The following is a 22,299-nucleotide window of genomic DNA, read 5'->3' as shown; positions in this document are numbered from 1 at the left end:
AGATAACATTGGCTTAGCCTAAATGAAGGTTCGGCCCCATTCAATGTGCAATTACAGGTAGTCGATTACGATGTGATCAGCATCGAGCCGGCAGCGGGCACAACCACTTCCTTCCGGGAAGTCCTCCTGAAGCAGATAGGTGCCGGAAATAGCAATCAGCTCGGCACTCATCTGCTGACAAATGACCTCGCTGTGCGTTGCGCCCTGAGCACCGGCAATAGCCTTGCCGCGCAGCGCACCCAGAATATGAATGCTGCCATCGGCAATCACCTCGGCCCCGGCGCTGACCTGGCTGGTAATCAGCAGGTTGGCGTCTTTGGCGTAAATCTGTTGGCCGGAGCGAACCGGCGTTGTGACGACCTTAGTTTCTGTTATCAGTGGCTGTTGAGCAGCCGGCGCCTTTTGTGCGTTACCGGCTTTGAACTCCACCCAGGCCAGCCCCAGAATGTGTGCGATATTGCGGTGGCCGGTGTCGGTACTGGTCAGTGCATAGGGCACCAGCCGGTTTTTGCGGCAGATCTGTAAAATGGCCTGTATGTCGCTTGCTTCCGGAATCGGCGCCAGTGAGCTGACATCCAGAATGGTTGGTGCAAATTGAAAGAGGCTAGGGGCTTTTTGAATGGTGGAGATCAGTTGCTGTTCGAATTCTTCAGGGTTGGCCGAAGAAACCGGAATCTGATGGCTGGGAGATAACCGGCTTCTGAGTTTCAGGGCGTTGCTTTCCATGGGTTTACTTATTCCGTTCAATAAAGGCGCTGAGTGAGCGCTCCCGCGACCGTTGTTTCTTTTGCGCCCGGTGAATAGAGGGCGGCGCTACTCGGCTTTCGCAATCATTTACCGGGCAGCGCTCGCAGGTTTCGTTGACCTCAGAATTCGGCACCTTGCTGTCATCCCAGAACGCGGCCTTGGCTTTAAAGTTATCGTCGATCAGAAACCCAAGCGTCATACCGGTGTTGGTTTGGTCACTCAACGATTTCGAGCGGACAATCGCAATGTTAAAAAAGGTCTGCTTTTGTGCAGTAAAGGTACTCAGCTGGGCTGAAACCTGAACATCGTTTAGTGGGTCCGGGTGTTCGGCAAGTTGCTTCAGGCCGGCCGTTGCAGCCCAGCGCCGGCACTGGTGTTCACCGGGGCCAATGCTGCGCGGTACGAATACATTGGTGAGGTTGAGTTCTTTAGTAATGTGGAAGGAGTTGGTTTTCAGTTTGTGATTCAGGCGCATGTAATGCATTTTCTGCATGCCGAAGTGAGCCGGCATAATTTGCGACATTCGGTAGAGGAACATTTCTGGTGTGGAATCGTACTTTTTCATCAGTTCGACCAGTGCTTTACCGTCGAAATGCTTGTTCTGCAGCCAAACCGTTAAGTCTTCGATGATGCTTTGCTCCGGAATGAGTACTGCGCCGGCAAAGTAAGAAACCTTAAATTGGTTGAATACCTGATCGAAGGTTTCAACTTTAATCCAGGACGAGGTTTCAGCCCGCTCTTTCAGCTTCATGAACCGGTAGCCAATCTCCCGCGCCAGGACAAATTTTTGCTGCTGGGGGTAAAGCTTGCTGTTGATCCAGATTTTTCTCGGTGCCGGGCAAATAGAGCGCAGCGGCTGTAAATCGGGGTAATCGCTGAAGTCATCGTAGTGTATTTCGCACTGGAACTCGTCACGCAAAACGGCCTCCAGCCATTTCTGAGTGATCACCTTGTTGCCGGTCAGCTTGTTCTGTTCGCGGAATTCGTTGGCGGCCTCTTCCAGATCGGCAAAGTAGTTGAAGTGCATCTTCTGGTAGGAGCGAAGCGAGGCAAGCAGGAAGTGCTCAACGTTCATATCGTAGCCGCGGCTGATTTCCAGCAGCGTGCGGATGAAGGCGCCGGCCTTGCTGGGTGAGTCATTCACCAGCTCAAAAATATCAGCCAGACCAATTCCAAACTGCTGCAGGGGGAATTCTTTCAGAACCGGGGAATTCAGCAACGCTGTCAGCGGATTAAGCTCGTCATCAAGTTTTAATGAGACCAGTTCATCAAAGGTACGGTTCAGTGCATGGGCCAGTACGGCAATCTTTTCCGGCTTAGGGTATTTTTTGCCTTTTTCAATTTCGCTTAAATAAGAAATTGAAAGTTTGGTCAGGGCAGATAGCTCTTTAAGGGACATGCCCTCATTTTGCCGGAATTGTTTGATCTTCAGGCCCAGGACAAACCTTAGGCTTTCGCTGTTTATTTCCATCGTGCTCTCAGTTTCGCGATTAGCGAAAAGAATAGTAATTGCACACTCAGGCTAACTCAATGGTCGTTTTCCGCAGTTTTGGTGATCTGCATTGGTTTACCGGCTGAAAACAGCGAAATTACGCTGCAGGTGCCTATGTCAATGTTTTGAATATTAGTGGCTGACATTTGTTTCAAGCGCGAGCGGATGGCTGGCATTTTGACAACCTTTTGCTAGCATTAGGACGATATGTGACCGACATCACTAACGGAGTTGTTGGTGGTTTATTATTTCAAGGATTAGATAAGTATGGATAAAGTTAACCGATCAAGGCGCATTCACTTTTTGCTGCAGTACGTTCCGGAAGAGTTTGAACCAAAAATTGGAATGTATTTTGGCGAGCATGTGATCCGAGTGAATGGCCAGCTTTGTTTACTGGTCAATGCCGCCGGTGAAGTCGGCATACGCGCATTGCACCCGGCACTGGCCGCTGAGCTCGCTGACGTTTGCGATGACCGGCACTGGGTTGCTCATGGTCGCGTTTATGATCAGTGGTATCTGCTGCCGGAAGACTTTGCCTTAAACGATACCAAGGTGGTTAAGTGGATCAAGAGCTCCATCGATGAAGTGTATCGGATGTCCCTGCAGGGTGTTATCCCCAATCGCCAGCTGAAAATTTCCTCCCGCTAAGAGAAACCTTACTTAATTTAACAAATTTCCCATTTTGCCCACGATCATTTGATCTACTTTTCCAGTGTCGATTGCATATCGGATTTTGCAAGCGAGGGCACTCTATGTATTTGTTAAGTTACCTGTATCTGAGCTGGGTGAACTTCTGGCGATTGCCTGAATCTGCCCACACCCGGCGTACGTTGACTGCAGCCTATCAGCGTAAGCTTCATATTTTACGGCTCGTCTGGCTGGCGTTGGTGATATCGCTGGCCGCCCTGGGGCAGCCGGTCGCACTGATTAGCGGAATTATTTTAATGACCTTTCTAACCTTTATGGTGCTGGACGAGCTTTAGTGGGCCATGCGCAAAGTTAGGTAACTGTTCGCTTCGCAGTTCAGCGATGATCTTCGTTGAAAAACCTTGAAATAGCGCCACTATTACTGCGTTTTTTCGCCTTGATCTTCACTGAACTACTGTGCTCCTTAGTGACCGAACTTTACGCATGGCCCACTAGTGGCGCAGGCATCTTTAAAAATGGGTCAGGAACTGCACTGTGTTCAGCACGAGCAATAACAGCAGTATGGGGCCGGCAACGTAGGCTCTGGGCGCCTTATTGAATAATTTCCATAGCGCTCTGGTCGCTGCCAGAGCGGCTGTTGTTGATAAAAATACCAGAATCCCGGCCGACGGGCCGATATGCCCCAGCCACAGGTGGCTCAGCATCATGATCAGGCTAATGGAAAAGTAGGCAAAGTAGATGGGCCAGCGGCGTTGACTGGCCCTGGTGCTGTTGGTCAGCGTGGCGAGAAGCCCGCCAGTGAAAATGAAGCTTGCCAGGTTCCAGAGTTCAGCGGCATCGCTGTAAACCAGAGAGTGGCTCAGCAGGTTGACCAAGCCATACAAAATAAGTGCGCCAACCACCGAAATAATCGCAATGCTGACGCGCCGGATTACCACAAGCCAAATAATCAGCATGGCCAGCTCAATGTAGACCAGCCGGTGGTCTGAAAGGTTGCTGATTGCTGCCATGTAGTGGCTCATGCTTTCAATGGTGAGCCAGTGTGCCGCCCAACCGGTAAATTCCAAATCTATTTGCAGCGGGTAAACCTGCTTGAAGACCAGGGTTAAGATCAGACAGCTGATCAGCAGGGCTACTGGAGCAATGGGCCAGCGTTCTGACTGGTGTTTGGTGATCCAGCCGCGCAGGTGCATTTTTTCCGGGTGCATGTGGTGGTAAATGGTCAGCGCAAAGGCGCACACCGCCATTGATGTCAGCGCATAATTTATCAGCGAGCGAATATCCAGCGGCTGCAGCCTCCACAGGTCCGAAAGTTCACCGGTAAAGTAGCCGGGCAGCAGGTAAGCCGGTGCCCAGGCCAGGCAGGTGAAGAAGCTGAGTGTGACAAACAGCCTGGCTTTCATTTCAAGCGCGCCGGCAACCAATGGAATGATGGGGCGCAGCGGGCCTAAAAAGCGCCCGATGATGATGCTCAGCCAGCCCCAGCGCTTAATAAACCAGTGTCCCTGATCGATCCAGCCCTGATATTTGCTCAGTTTTTTGCTGTGCAGGGCATTGGGTAAAAAACGCTGGCCGAGATAAAAACTGATGAGATCGCCGATAAAGCCGCCAATGGCTGCAACGATCAGCATCTGCGCAATTGGAATACCGGCGGCGCTGGCCAGTGCTGAGAGTGAAAACAGAACCACGACGCCGGGCACTAACAGGCCGACCAGAGCCAGGCTTTCCAGAAAAGAGGCAATGCCAATGGCGACTAATATGAGTGCGGGGGTTTCCGGCATGGAATTAGGGTGTCCTTAATGAGCATGCAAACAATGGCCAGGCAATTATAAGCGAACGCAGATCAGCATAGAGCTCATTTATTAACAAATGTATAATGCCGCCGCAAAGCATCAATAGTAGCTGAGATATGACGATCAAGAATATAGCTGAATACATGGCCGAACTGGGCCAGGCAGCCCGCAGCGCCTCTGCAAAGATGGCCGCCAGCGAGACCGCACTGAAGAATCAGGCGCTGCTTGGTACCGCTTCCGCCATTGAAGAAATGACCGAAGAGCTGATCACTGCCAACCAGGCAGACTTGGCCGCCGGCCGCGATAAAGGCTTGAGCCCTGCCATGCTCGACCGCCTGGAGCTTACTCCGGCGCGTATCGCCGGCATGATTGAGGGCCTGAAGCAGGTTGCTGCGCTGCCCGACCCGGTCGGCAATATTACCGATCTTGATTATCGCCCCAGCGGCATTCAAATCGGCAAGATGCGTGTGCCATTGGGCGTGATCGGCATTATTTACGAATCCCGCCCGAATGTAACCATTGAAGCGGCCAGCCTGTGCTTGAAGTCGGGCAATGCGGTCATTCTGCGTGGCGGCAGTGAAGCCATTCATTCCAATACTGCGTTGGCGAAGTGCATTCAGTCTGGCCTGAAGGCCAGTGGTCTGCCGGAATCTGCCGTGCAGGTGGTGGCAACAACAGATCGCGATGCCGTGCATCAGCTTATTACCATGCCTCAGTACGTTGATGTCATCGTTCCGCGCGGTGGTAAAGGGCTGATTGAGCGCATCACAAACGATGCCCGCGTGCCGGTGATTAAGCACCTGGATGGCAACTGCCATGTCTTTATCGATGCCGAAGCCGATGCTGAAAAGGCCGTTAACATTGCTTTTAATGCCAAAACCCGCCGTTACGGCGTTTGTAACGCGATGGAAACACTGCTGGTTGATGAGCAGCGTGCCTCTGAGCTGCTGCCGGTTCTGGCTGGCCGCTATGCAGAAAAGGGCGTCGCCCTGCGTGGTTGTGATAAAACCCGGGCAATCATTGAGTGTGAAGCGGCGACAGAACAGGATTGGTACGAAGAGTACGTCGCGCCGATTCTGGCCGTGAAGGTAGTGGCCGATATGGATGAGGCCATTGCACATATCAATAAATACGGCAGTCACCATACCGATGCCATCGTGACTGAGAACTACACCAAGGCGCGCCGGTTCCTGCGGGAGGTGGATTCCTCCTCGGTGATGGTCAATGCCTCCACAGCGTTTGCTGATGGCTTTGAATATGGCCTGGGTGCGGAAATCGGTATTTCTACCGATAAAATTCATGCCCGTGGCCCGGTCGGCCTGATCGGCCTGACCTCGCAAAAGTATGTCGTATTGGGAGATGGCCAGGTTCGTGAGCCATAAACCCCATAGCAACAACGGCAACATCGTGGCTATATATGGCGGCACCTTTGACCCTTTTCATAAGGCTCATGCCGCCATTTGCAGTTCGGTGCTGTCGCATTCAGAAATTTCCCAGCTGCGCGTTATTCCCTGCTACCTTCCTGCATTGAAAGCGGAGGCTTCAGCTTCGGCTGAGCATCGTCTTGCTATGCTGGAAAGGTGGCGTTCGGCCCAGAGCGGTGCCGGGCGGATCTATATCGACGATCAGGAGATAACGCGCAAAGGTGCCAGCTATTCGGTGGATACTGTCCGCCAGATCGCAGAAGCGAACCCAGGCGCTAAACTGTTGTTTGTACTGGGAACAGATGCCTGGAATAGCCTGCCGCGCTGGCATCAGTATCAGGAACTGGCCGCTAAGGTCTCGTTCTGGGTGTTTCATCGCAATGGCGAAGCCGCGGCAATTCCCCATAGCGGGCTGCAGCCGCGTGATTCACTGCATCAGCTGCTGACCGGTGGAAACGGCGGCTACTGGCTGGATGCATCGGTGGATCTGCCGGTCTCTTCGACCGATTTGCGCAAGCATTTGCAACACGAACTTAACCTGCCTGATGAAATTGCCGGCTACATTAACGAAAACCAGCTGTACCGGAAGGCGCAGTCAACCTAACTAGTGAAGAATTTATATGATTGAAAAAACTCGGGAAAAGAACGCCCACGGTGCAGAACTGACTCAAGCCGTCGTTGAAGCACTGGAAAACATTAAGGCCACCGACATCGAAATTATCGATGTGCGTGACAAGACCTCTTTAATGGATACCATGATCATTGCATCCGGTACCTCTACCCGCCATATTTCGGCAGTGGTGCGCAGCGTAGCGGAAGAACTGAAAGAGAAGGGTTATGCGTCAGACCATCAGGAAGGCGAAGCTGGCTCCGATTGGGTATTGCTGGATTTCACCGATCTGGTCCTGCATGTCATGCTGCCGGAAGCTCGCGCACTCTACGACCTGGAAAGCCTGTGGTCGGGCTTAACCCCTGAATCTGAACCCGATATGTAAGCCATGAAAATCCGCATTATTGCTGTCGGGCCAAAAATGCCCGACTGGGTCAACCAGGGCACTGGCGATTACACCAAGCGTATGCCGCGCGAAATGCCGGTGGAGTTTGTACCGCTGGCGCTGGGGAACCGCAATAAGAACTCCTCGGTTGAGAAAGCCAGGCAGCAGGAAGGCGATGCCATGCTGGCTGCCATAAAAGACAGCGATCATGTGGTGGCATTAGATCTTTCCGGTAAGCCATGGTCCACTGAGCAGCTGTCTGATCAGCTGCAAAACTGGCGTATGGGTGGTAAAGATTTAGCCTTGCTGGTTGGCGGGCCGGATGGGCTTGATTCAAGATGTCTTGCCCGGGCCAATCAGAAGTGGGCACTGTCGAACCTGACCCTGCCGCACCCGTTGGTGCGCGTGCTGCTCGCTGAGCAGCTCTACCGGGCCTGGAGCATTACGCAAAACCACCCTTATCATAAGTAAGCAGATTTCCGCACCATGACACAGCACTCCCTGGATACAAAAGAACTGGAACGCCGCATCTTTAAGCGACGCATGATCGTTTCCGCGGTGGTGGTTGTGCTCATGCTGATGGTGCTGGTTTCCCGGCTGGTTTTTCTGCAGGTGGTGGAACACGAAAAGCATCAGGCCCTGTCTGATAACAACCGCTTGGAAGTGGTCGCTATTCCGCCTACCCGGGGTCTCATCTACGACCGCAATGGCGAACTGCTGGCAGAAAACCTGCCCAGCCATACGCTGAGCATTGTGGTTGAGCGCGCCGGCGATATCGACCAGCTGCTTGATGATATCCGCGACGTTATCGAGGTCTCGGATGATCAGGTCAGCCGTTTTAAGCGGCGCTTAAAGCAGTACCGCCGCCCGTATGACCCGGTTCCGCTGAAAATTAAACTCACCGAAGATGAAATTGCTGCGCTGGCGGCCAACCGAATCTTTTTGAAAGGCGTTCAGGTGGAGGCCGAGCTGATTCGTCAGTATCCGCAGGGCGAGGCGTTCGCGCATGTGTTGGGTTATGTCGGCCGAATAAACGAGCAGGAAGCCGAGAACCTGGACAAAGGCGCATACGCCGGTATCCGTTTCATTGGTAAGCAGGGCATTGAAAAACAATATGAAGACGTGTTGCTCGGTAAGACCGGGTATCAGCGGGTAGAGACCAACGCTCGCGGCCGGGTATTAAAGGTATTGGAAAAGCAGGCACCGGTACCGGGTGCCAATATTCACCTGCAGCTTGATAGCGCCTTGCAGAAGAAGGCGTTTGAGCTGCTCGATGGCAAGCGTGGCTCGGTTGTGGCCATTGAGCCTGAAACCGGTGGCATTCTTGCGTTGGTCAGCCAACCGTCGTTTGACCCTAACCTCTACGTTACCGGTTTCCCGACCGTGCTTTACAACGAATTGCGTGATTCGCCGGATAAGCCGTTTCTTAACCGCGCTACCCGTGGTCAGTACCCGGCGGCCTCGACCATTAAGCCCTTTATCGGGCTGGCCGGTGTCGATGGTGGCTTTACCACCTGGTCTTACACCATTAACGACAATGGCTGGTTTCAGTTGCCGAACGATGATCGTATCTATCGTGACTGGAAGCGGGGCGGTCACGGCATCGTCAACCTGACCGATGCCATCGAAGAATCCGTCGATACCTACTTTTATGAGCTGGCCTACCGCATGACTCTGGAGCCAATCCACGACATGCTGGACGAGTTCGGCTTTGGTAAAATCACCACGCTCGATGTTTATAACAGTGCCAATGGCAATAACCCCAGCCGACAATGGAAGAAAGACCGTCATGGTTTCTCCTGGTATGCCGGCGATACCGTGAACCTGGGCATCGGTCAGGGCTATATGCTGGTTACGCCTACGCAGCTGGCGATTGCTACCGGTGTGCTGGCCAACCATGGCCGGTGGTTCATGCCGCGCCTGTTGATGCACAGCAATGATGAAAGCCTGCTTGAATTTGAAGATAAAGCTCAGCCGGATATCAAGCTCAACGATGATTCCAACTGGAGTAAAATGGATCATGCCATGACCGAGGTGATGTATGGCCGCAAAGGCACTGCCCGGCGCGCAGGTTACCAATCGCAGTACACTATTGCCGGTAAAACCGGGACAGCTCAGGTGGCAGAGATCAAGCGCGACGAAGAAGGCAACGCCCTCGATGATGTGCCGGATCGACTGAAAGACCACGCCTGGTTTATGGCCTATGCGCCGGTTGAAGACCCTAAAATCGCTCTGGTTGTACTGGTCGAAAATGGCGGTGGCGGCAGTACAGTCGCAGCGCCGATTGCCAGAGAACTTCTGGATGAATACCTATTGCGGGAATCCGTCAATGCTCAGTGATTTTATTCGTCATGCGCCCAGCGAAACCTTCTCGCGCAGCAGAAGCCTGTTGCAGCGCGTGCACATTGATATCTACCTGTTAATGGCACTGATGCTGGTCGCCGGTGCTGGGCTTATTGTGCTTTACAGCGCCAGCGGTGCCGATATGGGGGCTGTGTACCGGCAGTCTGTTCGCTTTGGTATTGGCTTTTTTGCCATGTTTATTATTGCCCAGCTGGACCCGCGCATATTTCAGCAGTGGAGTGGTGTGCTCTACATCGGCGGTATCTGTTTGCTGGTGGCGGTGTTGCTTTCCGGGCACGATGCCAAAGGCGCGCAGCGCTGGCTGACGATTCCGGGCCTGTTCCGCTTTCAGCCCTCGGAAATTATCAAGGTATCGGTGCCGATCATGCTGGCCTGGTATTTATCCCGCAAAGGTTTGCCACCGAAATTCCGGCATGTTCTGGTCTCTCTTGTGTTGCTGTTTGTGCCGACTATTCTGATCTTAAAGCAGCCGGACCTGGGCACATCGCTGTTAATCGCGGCTTCAGGCATCTTTGTTATCTTTTTAGCTGGCCTAAGCTGGAAACTCATTGCCGCCGCCACTGTCATAGCTGTCAGTTCGCTGCCGGCAATGTGGCTGTTTGTTCTTCAGGGGTATCAGAAGCAACGGGTGCTTACCTTTCTGAACCCGGAGTCAGACCCACTCGGTTCTGGCTGGAATATTATTCAGTCGAAAACAGCGATCGGTTCTGGCGGCCTGTATGGCAAGGGCTATCTGCACGGCACTCAATCACAGCTGGATTTTCTCCCGGAAAGCCACACCGACTTCATTATTGCTGTCTTGAGTGAAGAGTTGGGTTTGGTGGGAGCCGTGGTATTGCTGGTGCTGTACCTGCTGATTGTCTGGCGTGGCATGGCTATTTCTATCAATGCGCGCGACAGCTTTTGTCGGTTGCTTGCCGGTTCATTAACGCTGACGTTTTTTATTTACGTCTTTGTAAATATCGGCATGGTAAGTGGGCTATTACCAGTGGTTGGCGTACCCTTGCCACTGGTCAGTTACGGTGGAACATCGATTGTTACCCTGCTGGGAAGCTTCGGTATCTTAATGTCGATCAGTACGCATAAACGAGATTAGAACGGTTTGTTCATACGTTTGGTTAAAGGTGGTTTCAGGTCAGCGGTTATGCGATTAGTCGGATTTTTCATTGCACTTCTCTCCTGCGCGGCAATGGCGCAAAACTTCACAGAATTCCCTCGTGCTCAGCAGGTGGTTGATCAGCTGGTCGAGGAACATGGGCTTGAAAGAGAACTGGTCGAGTCGTGGATGGCCGCCGGTACCTTCCGTGAAACCAGTGTTCAAAAACTGGCTGCACCGGCAGAAAAAACCAAAACCTACGCCGAATACAAACCGATGTTCGTCTCGCGCGAAACCATCCGTTACGGCAAGCGTTTCGTTGAGCACAACGCGCAGCTGCTGGCAAAAGCCGAACAAATTTACGGTGTTCCTGCTGAAATCATTGCGGCCATAATTGGCGTGGAAAGCCGCTACGGAATTTCCAAAGGCCGGCACAATACATTCAGTTCGTTGGGTACTTTGGCCGTAACCGAAGGGCGCCGGGCAGATTATTTTCAGCGCGAATGGCTGCGCTTTATTTTGATTGCGGTGGAGCAGGGGTTCGACCCTACCGAGATGAAAGGCTCTTATGCCGGCGCCACCGGTTACCCGCAGTTTATGCCGTCCAGTTATGTCGCCTATGCGGTCGATCATGATGAAGACGGCGATATAAATATTTGGGACGACCCGTACGATGCCATCGGTTCGGTGGCGAACTACCTGAAAGAAAACGGTTGGCAGAAGGGTGAGCCGATCATCTCGGAAGTGACTCTAAGCGGCGATTATGAACAGGTGAAGATTAACTCGTTCGAGCGCGACAGAACTCTGGATGCGGTTCAGGCCATGGGGTGGCAGCCGGAAATAGTCCGGGACGGCTCTTCACTGGTATTTCCTGTGCGTCTGGATGGTGATGATGAACCGCACTACTGGTTGGGTTACAAAAATTTCTGGGTAATTTCCCGCTATAATCGATCAACAGCCTATTCTATGGCGGTGTTTCATCTGTCAGAGGAAATCGCAATGACTGAAGGTACAGATTAATGCAAGCTGCAGTTCAGCAACTTAAGAGTTATACCGTCTTTGGCTTATCCGTGCTGCTGTTTTCCTGTTCCGGCAAGTTTGTATCCAGCGATCAACTGGCCGATGACCCGCAGGCCAGCCGTTACAGCATTGCGCAGGATAGAGCACCGGAGACCGCGCTGGCGGCTCATGAAATTGAAACCACCACGCCGCGCAAAGAACCGCTCTCCAGGCACGGCAATAAAAGCCCTTATAAAGTCAACGGAAAAACTTATCAGGTGCTGGCCAGTGCGGAAGACTATCGTGAAGACGGCATTGCTTCCTGGTATGGCGCGAAGTTTCACGGTCATACAACTTCCAATGGTGAAGTTTTTGATATGAATAAAATCAGTGCCGCGCATAAAACCCTGCCACTGCCCAGTTGGGTTCGGGTAACCAATCTCGACAACGGTAAATCGATTGATGTTCGGGTGAATGACCGGGGGCCGTTTCATGGCGGTCGCATCATTGATCTTTCTTACGCCGCTGCGGTAAAGCTCGGTTATCAGGATAAGGGCACCGCCCGGGTAAGGGTTGAGGCGCTGCACGGTGCCGCTCTCGATACCCACTCCTATTTTGTGCAGGTGGGGGCGTTCAGTAAAAAGGAATCGGCCTCTAATCTGGAGAAAAAGCTCGCTGCTGAAATCAAAGATAAAGTCGATGTCTATAAAGATGAACTGTATCGGGTTCGCATTGGCCCGGTTCAGTACGACCGTGCTGTCGCACTGCAGCAGCAGTACACCGGTGGTGAGCTGGGTAAGCCGCTGATCATTGTTAAAAACTGACAGGGTGTAAAATTCCCGGCGGCTGTTACAATAGCCGCTTTTTCATGCTTGCCGGCAAAGGCCGGTAAGTCTGGTATCTAAATAAGTTATTGGAATCTATTGTGAGTCTAAACAAACAATTCAGAAAAATTGGTCTGGTCGCTGTCTCTTTTGTTGCCACTTTACTCAGTGCAGAGCCAATCGTTCCTGCTGCGCCTCAACTGGCGGCTACTGCCTATCTGCTGATGGATGCAGAAACCGGCCAGATTCTTGTGGCTGAAAACGAACACGAAAAACTGCCACCGGCGAGCCTGACCAAGCTGATGACCAGCTACATTGCCGAACGGGAGATTCTTGAAGGCCGTATCGCGCTGACAGACGAAACCCTGGTCAGTGAAAACGCCTGGCGGACACCCGGCTCCCGAATGTTCATTCAGGAAGGGAAAATGGTCAGCATCGAAGATTTGCTGCGTGGCATTATTATCCCTTCCGGTAATGATGCGTCAGTTGCGATGGCGGAACATATCGCCGGCTCTGAAGATGTATTTGCCCAAATGATGAATACCCATGCTGAACGTCTGGGCATGAACAATACTTATTTTGCTAACTCTTCTGGCTTACCACCAAAGAACGGTGCTGATCATTACTCAACTGCGTATGATTTGGCCATCTTGGCTCAGGCCATTATTTACGATAATGCTGAGTTCTACCCGATTTACTCTGAGCGCAGCTTTAAATACGGCCCGGTGGCAGCACAGCCAAACCGTAACCGTTTACTGGGTACCAACCCGGATGTTGATGGTCTGAAAACCGGCCACACCGATGCAGCGGGTTATTGCCTGGTGGCTTCAGCCAAGCGCGACGATATGCGCCTGATCAGTGTTGTTATGGGCACCCGCTCTGAAGATGCCCGTGCTCAGGAAACCCAGAAGCTGCTGACTTATGGCTTCCGTTTCTTCCGTACTGCTGAAGTTCATAAGGGTGGCGAAGAGCTGTATTCCTCGCGCATCTGGGGTGGTGAAAGCAAGGAGTTCGCACTTGGCCTGACCGATGACCTGAAGCTGACCATAGCCCGTGGTGCTGAAGATCAGCTTTCTACCAAGCTGAACATCGATTCAGTTATCAAGGCGCCGGTTGTTGCTGGTCAAAAACTGGGTGAGATGGTTGTTACCATCAGTGGTGAAGAGGTTGCCCGTCGCGATATCGTGGCTCTGGAATCGGTTGAGAAGGCTGGCTTTTTTGCCCGCATCTGGGATCTGATCCTGCTGTTTTTCAGTGATCTGTTCTCCCGATAATGGTTGTAGCGAACCGTGTGCCGGTAGAGTTTTTCGCCGCCTGTTCGCTAAACAGATTGAATCGTTAAAAGTTCGTTAAGTATTGAGTAGTAAAGGTTAGAGCACGTTGAACAAAACACCTGAAGCGCCAAAAATTGAATTTCCATGTGAAAGCTACGTCATCAAGGTGGTTGGCGATAATCACCCTGAACTAAAGCCTTTTGTGACGGATGTTTTAAGTCAGTATGACGAGCGTGTTCATATCGATTGCTACAAAGAAAACCCGAGTAAAAATGGCCGCTTTGTCAGCCTGACCGTTCGAATGCGCATTGAAAAGTTGGACGACCTGCGTCAGCTGCATGAAGAGCTGAAGGTTTCAGCATCGGTTAAAATGGTGCTCTGATCTTGAGTCAGCACCCTGTTTTAATCCGTCATCTGGGCCGCGTATCGTATCTTGATACCTGGCAAAAGATGCAGGATTTCACCCTCAATCGCAGCGATGATGCGATGGATGAAATCTGGCTGCTTGAGCATGAGCCGGTGTTTACTCAGGGTCAGGCCGGCAAAGCAGAGCACCTGCTGAACACCGGCGATATCCCTGTTGTACCGGTGGATCGTGGCGGCCAGGTAACCTACCACGGCCCGGGCCAGTTGGTGGCCTACGTTCTACTCGATATGAAGCGCATCGGCTCGGATGTTCGCAAGCTGGTCAGCGCACTGGAAGACAGCGTTATTCAAACCCTTGCTGAATACGATATCGAAGCCGCGGCTAAAAAAGACGCACCCGGGGTGTATGTGCAGGGCAATAAAATCTGCTCACTGGGGCTTCGAATTAAAAAAGGGAAAAGTTTTCACGGATTGGCTCTGAATGTCGATATGGATTTAGAGCCGTTTCTGCGCATAAACCCCTGTGGGTATGCCGGTCTGGCAATGACGCAGATAAAAGATTTTGTGCCACAGCCTGATATGCCGCGGGTAATGCAGCAATGGGTTGGCGCATTTTGTTCCATCTTAGGCATGCAGCCGTCATGGGAATCGTAAATGACTGAAACAAACAGTACTCCTGCCAGGGTTAAAAAAGAGCGTGGTGTTAAGCTGCGTGGTGCCGATAAAACCGACCGCATTCCGGTTAAGGTTATACCAACCGAGGTGATGCCGAAAAAACCAGAATGGATTCGGGTAAAAATACCGGCCTCGACTGAAGTGACTGGCATTAAAGCAAAACTGCGTAAGCACAAACTGCATTCGGTTTGTGAAGAAGCCAGCTGCCCAAATTTGGGTGAGTGCTTTAAACACGGTACGGCAACCTTCATGATTATGGGTGACATCTGTACCCGTCGCTGTCCGTTCTGCGATGTTGCTCACGGGCGGCCAAACCCGCTCGACGAAAACGAACCGACCGAGCTGGCTGCAGCCATTGCCGATATGGGGTTGAAGTACGTAGTCATTACCTCGGTGGACCGCGATGACCTGCGTGATGGCGGAGCTCAGCACATTACCGATTGCGTAACTGAAGTTCGTAAGGGTAGCCCGGGCATCGTCGTTGAAACGCTGGTGCCGGATTTCCGCGGACGTCTGGAAACTGCCGTGGATATCATGGTTCAGGGTGCGCCGGATGTGTTCAACCACAACCTCGAAACGGTGCCTAACCTCTATAAAAAGGTTCGTCCGGGTGCCGATTACCAGCATTCGCTAGACTTGCTGAAAGAATTTAAACGCAGAATGCCGAATGTACGCACCAAGTCTGGCCTGATGGTCGGCTGTGGTGAAACGCTGGAAGAAGTGAAGGGCGTCATGCGTGACCTGCGCGCGCACGATGTAGATATGGTCACCATTGGTCAGTATCTGCAGCCTTCCAAGCATCACCTGGCGGTTGAGCGCTTTGTTCATCCGGATGAGTTTAAAGAGCTGGAGGCTTATGGTTATGAACTCGGCTTTACCAATGTTGCTTCTGGCCCTATGGTTCGCTCCAGCTACCATGCGGATATGCAGGCCAAGGGTGAGGCTGTTAGCTAATCTGTCTTGACCTGAAAGCTCGCTTCACTAAAATAAAGCCTGTATATAAATACAGGCTTTGTTGTTTGTGCAACGGAAAATCATTCACATCGATTGCGATTGCTACTATGCCGCACTGGAAGAGCGCGATTTTCCTCACCTGCGCGGAAAGCCCGTCGCTGTAGGCGGCCAGGGCCCGCGTTCTGTACTGGCAACCTGCAACTATGAAGCCCGAAAATTCGGCGTGCGCTCAGCCATGCCCGGTCGCATGGCAAAAAACCGCTGTCCTTCCTTAATTGTGCAACCGGCACGCTTCGAGGTGTATCGCTCGGTATCCGAGCAGATCCGTTCTATTTTTAGTCGCTATACCGAGCTGGTAGAGCCGCTTTCTCTGGATGAAGCCTATCTGGATGTGACCGATTCCACCTGGTTTGGCGGCAGTGCCACACTGCTGGCAGAGCATATTCGCGCTGAAATCTTCAGTGAGGTGGGTATAACGGTATCGGCCGGTGTGGCCGGTAATAAGTATTTGGCAAAGATTGCATCAGACTGGAATAAGCCCAATGGCCTGTTTATTGTCAGCCCGGCAAAGGTTGATGATTTTCTGGTTACGCTGCCGGTCCGTAAGATCTCCGGTATTGGCCAGAAGTTTTCTGAAAAGCTGGCCTCGATGAATATCAATACCTGCGGCGATTTGCAGCAATGGAGTTTACCGCGACTGGTGGAGTTTTTCGGAAAATCCGGCCCCTGGCTATACCAGCGGGCGCGTGGTGTGGATGACCGGCCGGTAGGCGGAAGCGGCGAACGAAAATCGTTGAGTATTGAACATACCTTTTCCCAGGATAGGGTCAATGCGCAGCAATGCGAGCAGGAGATTTTGAGGCTTTATGAAAAGCTCAGGGAAAGGCTGAACAAAAAGGGCTCAGCGCCTCTGAAGGGCATCTTTCTGAAGGTCCGTTACTCCAGTTTTAAAACCCAGACCATAGAGCGTAATTGGGGCTTAACATTGGAGAGCTTTCAGCGCCTGTTTCAGGTTCGGGCAGAAAACGTGGAGGAGGGCATTCGTTTGCTGGGCATCGGTGTGCGCTTTGACAACAGCGTGCCGGAGGCGCAGCTTTCATTATGGCCGCAGGAAGACAGCAACAGAATTTAAGGTGAAGGCAAAAACGCACTGCAGACCAGTGCGTTGAGTTGTACCGGCCTCAGGCCGCGGGCTGTTGGGCTTCCTGTTGGGTGTAGATTTTTTCCATCAACTCCCCGTTAAGAGTGTGCAGCTCGGTCCCCAGCAGGCCTTTCAGTGCCTTATACCGTTCCGTTGCCGCTACAAACGGGAAGTATTCTGCATTGGTGATGAACAGCCGGAAATCATCGGGCCGGGTTAACCAGAACTCCCGGTAGGCCTGTTTTTTATCTGAAGCCTGTTGCATCCGGTTTTCCAGGTTTGGGGCCACCTCTTCCCATAAGCCGGCTACTATTTCCTGCTTGTTCTTGAAATAGTAATAGATGGAAGGCGCTGCACAGCCGGTTTCAGCGGCAATTTTGCGCAGTGATAGCTTGTTGATGCCCTGTTCCGTGAGTACTTTGCGTGCGGATTCTAATATATTTTCTTTTTTAATCATGGCTGGTTACTTCTTTACAATAAACACCGTTTTAAAAAAATAGCAGTGGAATTTAGCCGGCGCTAATTTACCGCGTTTATTTTTGTAACCTGCAGCAGGCCTTGCGTAAGCGCTCGTAACCTGTGAAAGATCAAGTCGTCGCTAAACATCTGTCAGTAAAGGAAGAAATCGGCATCGTGAAAATAGCTAAACTGGGTAAAGCAGATTAGAATGCAGTGCAAAGCGATCTTATAAAAGATAAGGAACAGGTAAATGGCCACCATATTAATTGTTGATGACTCGCCAAGTCAGGTTGCCCACTTTGTGAAGATTCTTGAAGCTCACGGCTTCGATCATTTGGTTGCAGAAGATGGTGCAAGTGGCGTAGCGTTAGCAAAAAGCGCCAAGCCGGATGTTATCCTTATGGATGTTGTGATGCCGGAGCTGAATGGCTTCCAGGCAACACGCAAACTGACTCAGGATCCGGAAACAAAAGATATCCCGGTGATTATGGTTACCACCAAAGACCAGGAAACCGACAGGGTTTGGGGTAAGCGTCAGGGGGCGAAAGGCTTTATGGTGAAGCCTGTAGATGAGGCCGAGCTACTGGCCGAAATTAACTCCTGGCTATAAATCTATTCCGTCAGTTCGGGCCGCAGTTGTTGTGGCTCACTGTTCAATAAGTCACAGCCGCTTCCAGGGTGGAAAATACCTGCTTCAGGTGAGCCAGTGATTTCTTCTCAGCGTACGATTCCGACCCCAATAGCGCCTCATTCAGCACACTGGTAATGGGTTCTTCAGCGGAATCTGAATTCGCTACTACCGCGTTAATGGTGTTGATGTCGTTAAAATCGAGCAGCTGGTATTCGTAAAGCATCTGGCTGGCGCGGCTAACTGTTGCCGGGTTTGATGTCACCTGCGGAAATTCTGAGGCCACCCATTGATAAACCTTCCGCTGATCGCTGATGAATACGCCATCGTCCGGGTTCTCTGCTTCTGCTTCCGGGTTTGCGCCAACCAGGCTCTGAGCCTCGTCGTTACGGGCTGAATCGCCGATGTTCTGGTTGTGTTGATAGGATTGAATGGGGCTGGAGGCAATTTCCATAGCGGCACCGGGCATGAAGTTTAATGCTTATACAGCAAGGGCTGTGCCGGGTTTATGGGGGCCTGAAACTAAAAAGCCTCTGAGGTCAGAGGCTTTGAAGGTATTGCTTATGCGTCTCGGTAATTACGTTCTTTAAGTTCCTGACGCTGTTTTTCTTCTGCACACAGTGTGGCTGTCGGTCGCAGCAATAAGCGCTTAACGCCGATTGGCTCACCGGTTACTGAGCAGAAGCCATAGTCGTCTTCATCTATACGCTTAATGGATTCCATGATTTTCGGCAGTAGTTTCGTTTGGCGATCCAGAAAACGCAGTGCCATGCGGCGCTCTTCTTCAATGCTTGCTTTATCCAACTCGTCTGGCTCGTTTTCAAAACTGGCTAGCTGTGCACGTGCATTTGCAAGAGACTCTTTGACTTCTTCAGCCTGGGTCAGCAGTAAGTTACGAAAGAACTCGAGCTGAGCATCGTTCATATAGTCGTCTTCTGGAGCGGCCAACAATTGTTCTTCAGTCAGCATAGCGATCTTCCCGTCTTATATTGTTTCGCAGTAAAAATAGTGTAGTTGATGGCACTATCAGCTGCGACTTCCGTTAATTAAAACCAGTACCAACAACGCTAAAGTATTGATTTAACGCAGGTTATTGTTGATAACAATCCGGTCGTCAAAGGACGGCGCATCATATATCATTGCCGCTTTTGTTAAAACAGATATTTCGGTTCTTTCTTCGGAAAATCAAGACTTTGGAGTTACAAATATGGAACGCGTTTTACGATTGGTCATTTCTTGTCCGGATCGTGTTGGGATTGTTGCCCGGGTTTCCGGCTTTCTTGCTCACTATAACGGCAGTATTTTAGAAGCGAATCATCATGCCGATTTAGAGCAGGGTTGGTTCTTTATGCGTAATGAGATTAAAGCCAGTTCAATCCCGTTTAATGCGCGGGAGTTGGCCGCAAAGTTCGCCCCTATCGCAGAAGAGCTGGGCATGTCGTTTACGGTTACCGATACCTATGTGAAGAAAAAAGTCGTCCTGATGTGCTCTCGCGACAGTCATTGCCTGGCCGATATTCTAAACCGCTGGCACAGCGGTGATCTGCCATGTGATATTCCCTGCGTTATCTCCAACCATAACGACCTGCGTGGTCTGGTGGAGTGGCACGGCATTCCGTTCTTCCATGTACCGGTAGACCCGGATAACAAGGCTGAACACTTTGCAGAAATTGAGCGGATTATTGATGAACACAAGGCCGACTCCATTGTACTCGCCCGTTATATGCAAATTCTGCCGGATTCTCTGTGTCAGAAAATGCCCAATCAGGTGATCAATATTCACCACAGCTTTCTGCCATCCTTTATTGGTGCGCGTCCTTATCACCAGGCCTATCAGCGCGGTGTAAAGTTGATTGGGGCAACTTGCCACTATGTGACAGCGGAACTGGATGCCGGGCCGATTATTGATCAGGATGTCGTGCGCATTTCACATACCGATGTTGTAGAAGATATGGTGCGCCAGGGCAAAGACTGCGAGAAAACCGTTCTGGCCCGGGGATTACGCTGGCACCTGGAAGACCGGGTACTGGTTCATGGCAATAAAACAGTGGTATTTAAATAATGAGAAAAATCGCTAATAAATTATTGGCTCCGCTCTTTATATTCGCGCCCTTTGCGGCAATGGCGGCAGACTCCACCGCAACCGGCCAGCTGACGGCGCAGATAGAGTACGACAGTGAGTCTGAAGAAGCATCGTCCTGGTCGCTGACCGTTCCTAACAGCTATGTTGGCGTCACCGCCGGTGAAGAGCTCGACAGCGGTGCTATTTATGGGCATCTCCGTGTCGGCTCTGACGATGACTTAACGGATGATGAGACCGATATTGAGATTCAGCAGGCCTATGTCAGTTTGGTGATGAGTTCCTACGCTATTTGGGCGGGTCGCCTGCCTAGTTTGGAAGAGGTTTACCTGACCGCTAACGCGCCGACACAGCGATCGGTCGCACAGAATGGTCTGGCATCTGCCGGCTATTATGATGCTTATGAAACCAACGCCGCCCAGCTGGATTTTTCCCTCGATGGCAATGCCACGCTTTCTGCCCAGTTTGTACTGGATGAAAGCGAAGAAGACATGGAGTACGGATTGGCCTACTCGATGACGACCGATGAAGGCTCTGCCTCGGTCACCTTCCGTGATGCGCCGGATGAAGATGCCGTTTGGGGTTTGCAGTTCAGTTATGACGGTGGCACCTCTATTATTTCTGCCACCTGGATCTATCAGGATGAGCTAGCCGCCTGGGATTATGCGATTCAGGCCGATTTGACGTCCATGCTGTTAACCCTGCGTTACGCGAACGATATCGACGATAACAAGCGCTGGGTTGTCGGTGGAGAGATCGAACTCTCTGACGACTCGGTTGCCTATTCTGAACTGCAGCGCTGGACAGAAACAGAGCAGTGGATTTGGGCAACCGGATTACAGGTTTCTTTCTAACCCTCCTGGCTTGGCATTAACTGCCCGGAAATACCGGAATGATGGCATCAGGCAACTGATCCAGCCGTTCCGGTTGTACGGCTTCATCCAGTTCCGGGTATTCCTTCTTCAGCTTTTCATAAAATCTGCGGATATTGGCAACGTAAACAACCGGCTCTGCGCCGCGGGCGTAGCCGTAGCGGGTCCACGGGTAGTAGTCTTTCAGTGCCAGTTTCGGCAGATGCTTGCGCACATCGATCCAGCGGTCCGGATCGTCTTCCAGCAAATCTGTTATTTTCCGTGCATCTTCCAGGTGGCCTGCGCCGACGTTATAGGCGGCCAGCGCGAACCAGGTGCGATCCGGGTCTGTAATGCGGTCGACCACCCTCGTTTTTAAGCTGGCAAAATAACGGGCTCCGGCCAGTATGCTCTGTTCCGGGTCGAGTCGGTTGCTAATGCCCATCTCTTTGGCGGTGGCCTGAGTTACCATCATCATGCCGCGCACACCGGTCGGTGATCGGGCATTCGGCCGCCAGTGGCTCTCCTGATAGGCAATGGCAGCAAGCAAGCGCCAATCCATGTCATTGAGCGCGGCATGGGTTTTAAACAGATCGATATACTTGGGCAGGCGTGAAGCCATGTGCTTTTCGAAGGTCAGGTTATCAACATAATCGAATTCCAGTGCCGAGCCCAGATAGCGGTCTTTGATCTGCACCAGTAAACCGCTCTGATCGAATAAATCGAGCACTTCGTCGACCCGTTCCTTTAATGTACCGTCTTCGTTGGGGCTGAACTGAATGTTAAAGGTACGGCCGGGCAGGTTAAGGCTGGTGAACTCGAGCTTTGGGAAAATACTTTGCTGCAGCGTGAAATCGCGCCGGTCGATCAGCACCTGTTCAAGATCGCCCATTTCAAGCAGGGTGAACAGCTCTGCACTAAAGCGCCCGTGTTCATAGATGGCGGAGCTGTAGGGTGTTTTTTTCAGTATGACGTTGATGGCATCCTGATGGGCGACTGTATCAAGAATGCCGGTGCGAATGTTGTCTGAACCGGTTAAATCTTTACCGGTTGTGGCAAGGCCAATCACCGTAGTGCCGTAAGGTTTGCTGACCGGCCAACTGACATTCCGGATGCTGGTGCCGGGCAGCGCCATATCCACTGCACCGACTTCAAGCGATCGGTACAGATCGTCGAGGTCGCGCACCGCAAAAACCTGCACGGGGATCTCCAAATGGCGTTCAATCTCTTCAATCAGGTCGTGCTCCAGACCAATAAAATTCTGACCGCTTGGCCAGTAAACGCCTTCACTTTCGCGCACTGCAACAACCAGGCTGCCCCTGCGTTCTATCTGAGCCCAGTGGCTATGCCACTTGAAGCCCTTTGCAACAAAATAGCCCAGCCCTGCCACGATAAGCAGCAGTAAAAATATTTTCAGCAGGGTCTTTTTAGGATTTAGCCAGATTAGTCTCATAGTTGTCACATAGCCGTATTCGCGGCTGACATTTTA

General features: G+C 51.7%; 25 protein-coding genes. 18 read left to right on the top strand and 7 right to left on the bottom strand.

The window, feature by feature from the left end:
* Window positions 1-51: 51 nt before the first annotated feature.
* Together minC and BCF53_RS07730 are read right to left on the bottom strand one after the other, a co-directional pair.
* Window positions 52-726, bottom strand: a complete 675-nt coding sequence (gene minC, locus BCF53_RS07735) for a septum site-determining protein MinC (RefSeq protein WP_132701114.1) — start codon at window positions 724-726, stop codon at window positions 52-54.
* A 4-nt stretch (window positions 727-730) separates the two neighbouring features.
* Window positions 731-2,218, bottom strand: a complete 1,488-nt coding sequence (locus BCF53_RS07730; protein ID WP_132701113.1) for a helix-turn-helix domain-containing protein — start codon at window positions 2,216-2,218, stop codon at window positions 731-733.
* 288 nt (window positions 2,219-2,506) lie between these two features.
* Here BCF53_RS07730 and BCF53_RS07725 point away from each other — a divergent pair, with 288 nt between their 5' ends.
* Together BCF53_RS07725 and BCF53_RS07720 are read left to right on the top strand one after the other, a co-directional pair.
* A complete protein-coding gene (locus tag BCF53_RS07725) occupies window positions 2,507-2,887 on the top strand; it encodes a hypothetical protein (RefSeq protein WP_132701111.1) in 381 nt (126 codons plus the stop codon).
* Window positions 2,888-2,991: 104 nt separating this feature from the next.
* Window positions 2,992-3,222, top strand: coding sequence for a hypothetical protein (locus tag BCF53_RS07720; RefSeq protein ID WP_132701110.1), 231 nt, complete (start codon window positions 2,992-2,994; stop codon window positions 3,220-3,222).
* Between the two features lie 174 nt (window positions 3,223-3,396).
* On the opposite strand, the gene BCF53_RS07715 is transcribed toward BCF53_RS07720, so the two are convergent.
* Entirely contained in the window at window positions 3,397-4,668 is a 1,272-nt protein-coding gene (locus tag BCF53_RS07715; RefSeq protein WP_132701108.1) for a DedA family protein, read from the bottom strand.
* Between the two features lie 128 nt (window positions 4,669-4,796).
* Between BCF53_RS07715 and BCF53_RS07710 the strand changes: the two genes are divergently transcribed.
* From BCF53_RS07710 to dinB, 13 genes are all read left to right on the top strand, one after another.
* On the top strand, window positions 4,797-6,062 hold the full coding sequence (locus BCF53_RS07710; RefSeq protein WP_243645794.1) for a glutamate-5-semialdehyde dehydrogenase: 1,266 nt from the start codon (window positions 4,797-4,799) through the stop codon (window positions 6,060-6,062).
* Window positions 6,052-6,708: a nicotinate (nicotinamide) nucleotide adenylyltransferase gene (gene nadD / locus BCF53_RS07705; protein WP_165901846.1), complete on the top strand. Its 657-nt coding sequence runs from the start codon at window positions 6,052-6,054 to the stop codon at window positions 6,706-6,708. The genes BCF53_RS07710 and nadD overlap by 11 nt, the downstream gene beginning before the upstream one ends.
* A 16-nt stretch (window positions 6,709-6,724) precedes the next feature.
* Window positions 6,725-7,099: a ribosome silencing factor gene (gene rsfS, locus BCF53_RS07700; RefSeq protein ID WP_132701105.1), complete on the top strand. Its 375-nt coding sequence runs from the start codon at window positions 6,725-6,727 to the stop codon at window positions 7,097-7,099.
* Window positions 7,100-7,102: 3 nt separating this feature from the next.
* Complete coding sequence (rlmH, locus tag BCF53_RS07695) at window positions 7,103-7,570, top strand: 23S rRNA (pseudouridine(1915)-N(3))-methyltransferase RlmH (RefSeq protein WP_132701104.1); 468 nt, start codon at window positions 7,103-7,105, stop codon at window positions 7,568-7,570.
* A 15-nt stretch (window positions 7,571-7,585) separates the two neighbouring features.
* Window positions 7,586-9,439 carry a penicillin-binding protein 2 gene (mrdA, locus tag BCF53_RS07690; protein ID WP_132701102.1) on the top strand — a complete coding sequence of 618 codons (1,854 nt, stop codon included), beginning with the start codon at window positions 7,586-7,588 and terminating at the stop codon, window positions 9,437-9,439.
* On the top strand, window positions 9,429-10,559 hold the full coding sequence (rodA, locus tag BCF53_RS07685; protein WP_132701100.1) for a rod shape-determining protein RodA: 1,131 nt from the start codon (window positions 9,429-9,431) through the stop codon (window positions 10,557-10,559). Before mrdA ends, rodA begins: the two co-directional genes overlap by 11 nt.
* Before the next feature lie 48 nt (window positions 10,560-10,607).
* A complete protein-coding gene (mltB, locus tag BCF53_RS07680; protein WP_132701098.1) occupies window positions 10,608-11,579 on the top strand; it encodes a lytic murein transglycosylase B in 972 nt (323 codons plus the stop codon).
* A complete protein-coding gene (locus tag BCF53_RS19540) occupies window positions 11,579-12,382 on the top strand; it encodes a septal ring lytic transglycosylase RlpA family protein (protein WP_132701097.1) in 804 nt (267 codons plus the stop codon). Before mltB ends, BCF53_RS19540 begins: the two co-directional genes overlap by 1 nt.
* Before the next feature lie 101 nt (window positions 12,383-12,483).
* Entirely contained in the window at window positions 12,484-13,656 is a 1,173-nt protein-coding gene (locus tag BCF53_RS07670) for a D-alanyl-D-alanine carboxypeptidase family protein (protein ID WP_243645793.1), read from the top strand.
* Window positions 13,657-13,762: 106 nt separating this feature from the next.
* A complete protein-coding gene (locus BCF53_RS07665; RefSeq protein WP_132701094.1) occupies window positions 13,763-14,038 on the top strand; it encodes an HP0495 family protein in 276 nt (91 codons plus the stop codon).
* Between the two features lie 68 nt (window positions 14,039-14,106).
* Window positions 14,107-14,676 carry a lipoyl(octanoyl) transferase LipB gene (gene lipB / locus BCF53_RS07660; protein ID WP_243645797.1) on the top strand — a complete coding sequence of 190 codons (570 nt, stop codon included), beginning with the start codon at window positions 14,107-14,109 and terminating at the stop codon, window positions 14,674-14,676.
* The gene (gene lipA, locus BCF53_RS07655) at window positions 14,677-15,651 is read left to right on the top strand and encodes a lipoyl synthase (RefSeq protein WP_132701090.1); all 975 of its coding nucleotides are present in this window, start codon (window positions 14,677-14,679) and stop codon (window positions 15,649-15,651) included.
* A gap of 67 nt (window positions 15,652-15,718) precedes the next feature.
* A complete protein-coding gene (dinB, locus tag BCF53_RS07650) occupies window positions 15,719-16,783 on the top strand; it encodes a DNA polymerase IV (RefSeq protein WP_132701089.1) in 1,065 nt (354 codons plus the stop codon).
* Window positions 16,784-16,832: 49 nt separating this feature from the next.
* Here the strand turns inward: dinB and BCF53_RS07645 are convergent, their stop codons facing one another.
* A complete protein-coding gene (locus tag BCF53_RS07645; protein WP_132701087.1) occupies window positions 16,833-17,249 on the bottom strand; it encodes a TetR/AcrR family transcriptional regulator in 417 nt (138 codons plus the stop codon).
* 252 nt (window positions 17,250-17,501) lie between these two features.
* On the opposite strand from BCF53_RS07645, the gene BCF53_RS07640 reads away from it, so the two are divergent.
* The gene (locus tag BCF53_RS07640; RefSeq protein WP_132701085.1) at window positions 17,502-17,861 is read left to right on the top strand and encodes a response regulator; all 360 of its coding nucleotides are present in this window, start codon (window positions 17,502-17,504) and stop codon (window positions 17,859-17,861) included.
* 43 nt (window positions 17,862-17,904) lie between these two features.
* Here BCF53_RS07640 and BCF53_RS07635 read toward each other — a convergent pair whose 3' ends face one another.
* Window positions 17,905-18,333, bottom strand: a complete 429-nt coding sequence (locus BCF53_RS07635; protein ID WP_132701084.1) for a hypothetical protein — start codon at window positions 18,331-18,333, stop codon at window positions 17,905-17,907.
* Between the two features lie 107 nt (window positions 18,334-18,440).
* Window positions 18,441-18,848 carry a TraR/DksA family transcriptional regulator gene (locus tag BCF53_RS07630; RefSeq protein WP_132701082.1) on the bottom strand — a complete coding sequence of 136 codons (408 nt, stop codon included), beginning with the start codon at window positions 18,846-18,848 and terminating at the stop codon, window positions 18,441-18,443.
* Window positions 18,849-19,086: 238 nt separating this feature from the next.
* On the opposite strand from BCF53_RS07630, the gene purU reads away from it, so the two are divergent.
* Together purU and BCF53_RS07620 are read left to right on the top strand one after the other, a co-directional pair.
* Window positions 19,087-19,941, top strand: coding sequence for a formyltetrahydrofolate deformylase (gene purU, locus BCF53_RS07625; protein WP_132701080.1), 855 nt, complete (start codon window positions 19,087-19,089; stop codon window positions 19,939-19,941).
* On the top strand, window positions 19,941-20,813 hold the full coding sequence (locus BCF53_RS07620) for a hypothetical protein (RefSeq protein WP_132701078.1): 873 nt from the start codon (window positions 19,941-19,943) through the stop codon (window positions 20,811-20,813). Before purU ends, BCF53_RS07620 begins: the two co-directional genes overlap by 1 nt.
* Before the next feature lie 16 nt (window positions 20,814-20,829).
* Here the strand turns inward: BCF53_RS07620 and mltF are convergent, their stop codons facing one another.
* The gene (gene mltF, locus BCF53_RS07615) at window positions 20,830-22,263 is read right to left on the bottom strand and encodes a membrane-bound lytic murein transglycosylase MltF (RefSeq protein WP_132701077.1); all 1,434 of its coding nucleotides are present in this window, start codon (window positions 22,261-22,263) and stop codon (window positions 20,830-20,832) included.
* Window positions 22,264-22,299: the final 36 nt, after the last annotated feature.

It is taken from the genome of Reinekea marinisedimentorum (assembly GCF_004341165.1).
In the GTDB taxonomy this organism is placed as follows: domain Bacteria; phylum Pseudomonadota; class Gammaproteobacteria; order Pseudomonadales; family Natronospirillaceae; genus Reinekea; species Reinekea marinisedimentorum.
Note: the sequence above shows the minus strand (reverse complement) of the source record. Positions and strands in the feature narration are given on the sequence as shown.

Coding starts and splice junctions, on each gene's coding strand:
- BCF53_RS07640 (WP_132701085.1), top strand. CDS start 17,502: ATGGCCACCATATTAATTGTTGATGACTCGCCAAGTCAGGTTGCCCAC.
- purU (WP_132701080.1), top strand. CDS start 19,087: ATGGAACGCGTTTTACGATTGGTCATTTCTTGTCCGGATCGTGTTGGG.
- lipB (WP_243645797.1), top strand. CDS start 14,107: ATGCAGGATTTCACCCTCAATCGCAGCGATGATGCGATGGATGAAATC.
- BCF53_RS07645 (WP_132701087.1), bottom strand. CDS start 17,249: ATGATTAAAAAAGAAAATATATTAGAATCCGCACGCAAAGTACTCACG.
- rlmH (WP_132701104.1), top strand. CDS start 7,103: ATGAAAATCCGCATTATTGCTGTCGGGCCAAAAATGCCCGACTGGGTC.
- BCF53_RS07710 (WP_243645794.1), top strand. CDS start 4,797: ATGACGATCAAGAATATAGCTGAATACATGGCCGAACTGGGCCAGGCA.
- mltB (WP_132701098.1), top strand. CDS start 10,608: ATGCGATTAGTCGGATTTTTCATTGCACTTCTCTCCTGCGCGGCAATG.
- rsfS (WP_132701105.1), top strand. CDS start 6,725: ATGATTGAAAAAACTCGGGAAAAGAACGCCCACGGTGCAGAACTGACT.
- BCF53_RS07730 (WP_132701113.1), bottom strand. CDS start 2,218: ATGGAAATAAACAGCGAAAGCCTAAGGTTTGTCCTGGGCCTGAAGATC.
- BCF53_RS07725 (WP_132701111.1), top strand. CDS start 2,507: ATGGATAAAGTTAACCGATCAAGGCGCATTCACTTTTTGCTGCAGTAC.
- lipA (WP_132701090.1), top strand. CDS start 14,677: ATGACTGAAACAAACAGTACTCCTGCCAGGGTTAAAAAAGAGCGTGGT.
- minC (WP_132701114.1), bottom strand. CDS start 726: ATGGAAAGCAACGCCCTGAAACTCAGAAGCCGGTTATCTCCCAGCCAT.
- BCF53_RS07715 (WP_132701108.1), bottom strand. CDS start 4,668: ATGCCGGAAACCCCCGCACTCATATTAGTCGCCATTGGCATTGCCTCT.
- rodA (WP_132701100.1), top strand. CDS start 9,429: ATGCTCAGTGATTTTATTCGTCATGCGCCCAGCGAAACCTTCTCGCGC.
- mltF (WP_132701077.1), bottom strand. CDS start 22,263: ATGAGACTAATCTGGCTAAATCCTAAAAAGACCCTGCTGAAAATATTT.
- BCF53_RS07635 (WP_132701084.1), bottom strand. CDS start 18,333: ATGGAAATTGCCTCCAGCCCCATTCAATCCTATCAACACAACCAGAAC.
- mrdA (WP_132701102.1), top strand. CDS start 7,586: ATGACACAGCACTCCCTGGATACAAAAGAACTGGAACGCCGCATCTTT.
- BCF53_RS07630 (WP_132701082.1), bottom strand. CDS start 18,848: ATGCTGACTGAAGAACAATTGTTGGCCGCTCCAGAAGACGACTATATG.
- BCF53_RS07620 (WP_132701078.1), top strand. CDS start 19,941: ATGAGAAAAATCGCTAATAAATTATTGGCTCCGCTCTTTATATTCGCG.
- BCF53_RS19540 (WP_132701097.1), top strand. CDS start 11,579: ATGCAAGCTGCAGTTCAGCAACTTAAGAGTTATACCGTCTTTGGCTTA.
- BCF53_RS07720 (WP_132701110.1), top strand. CDS start 2,992: ATGTATTTGTTAAGTTACCTGTATCTGAGCTGGGTGAACTTCTGGCGA.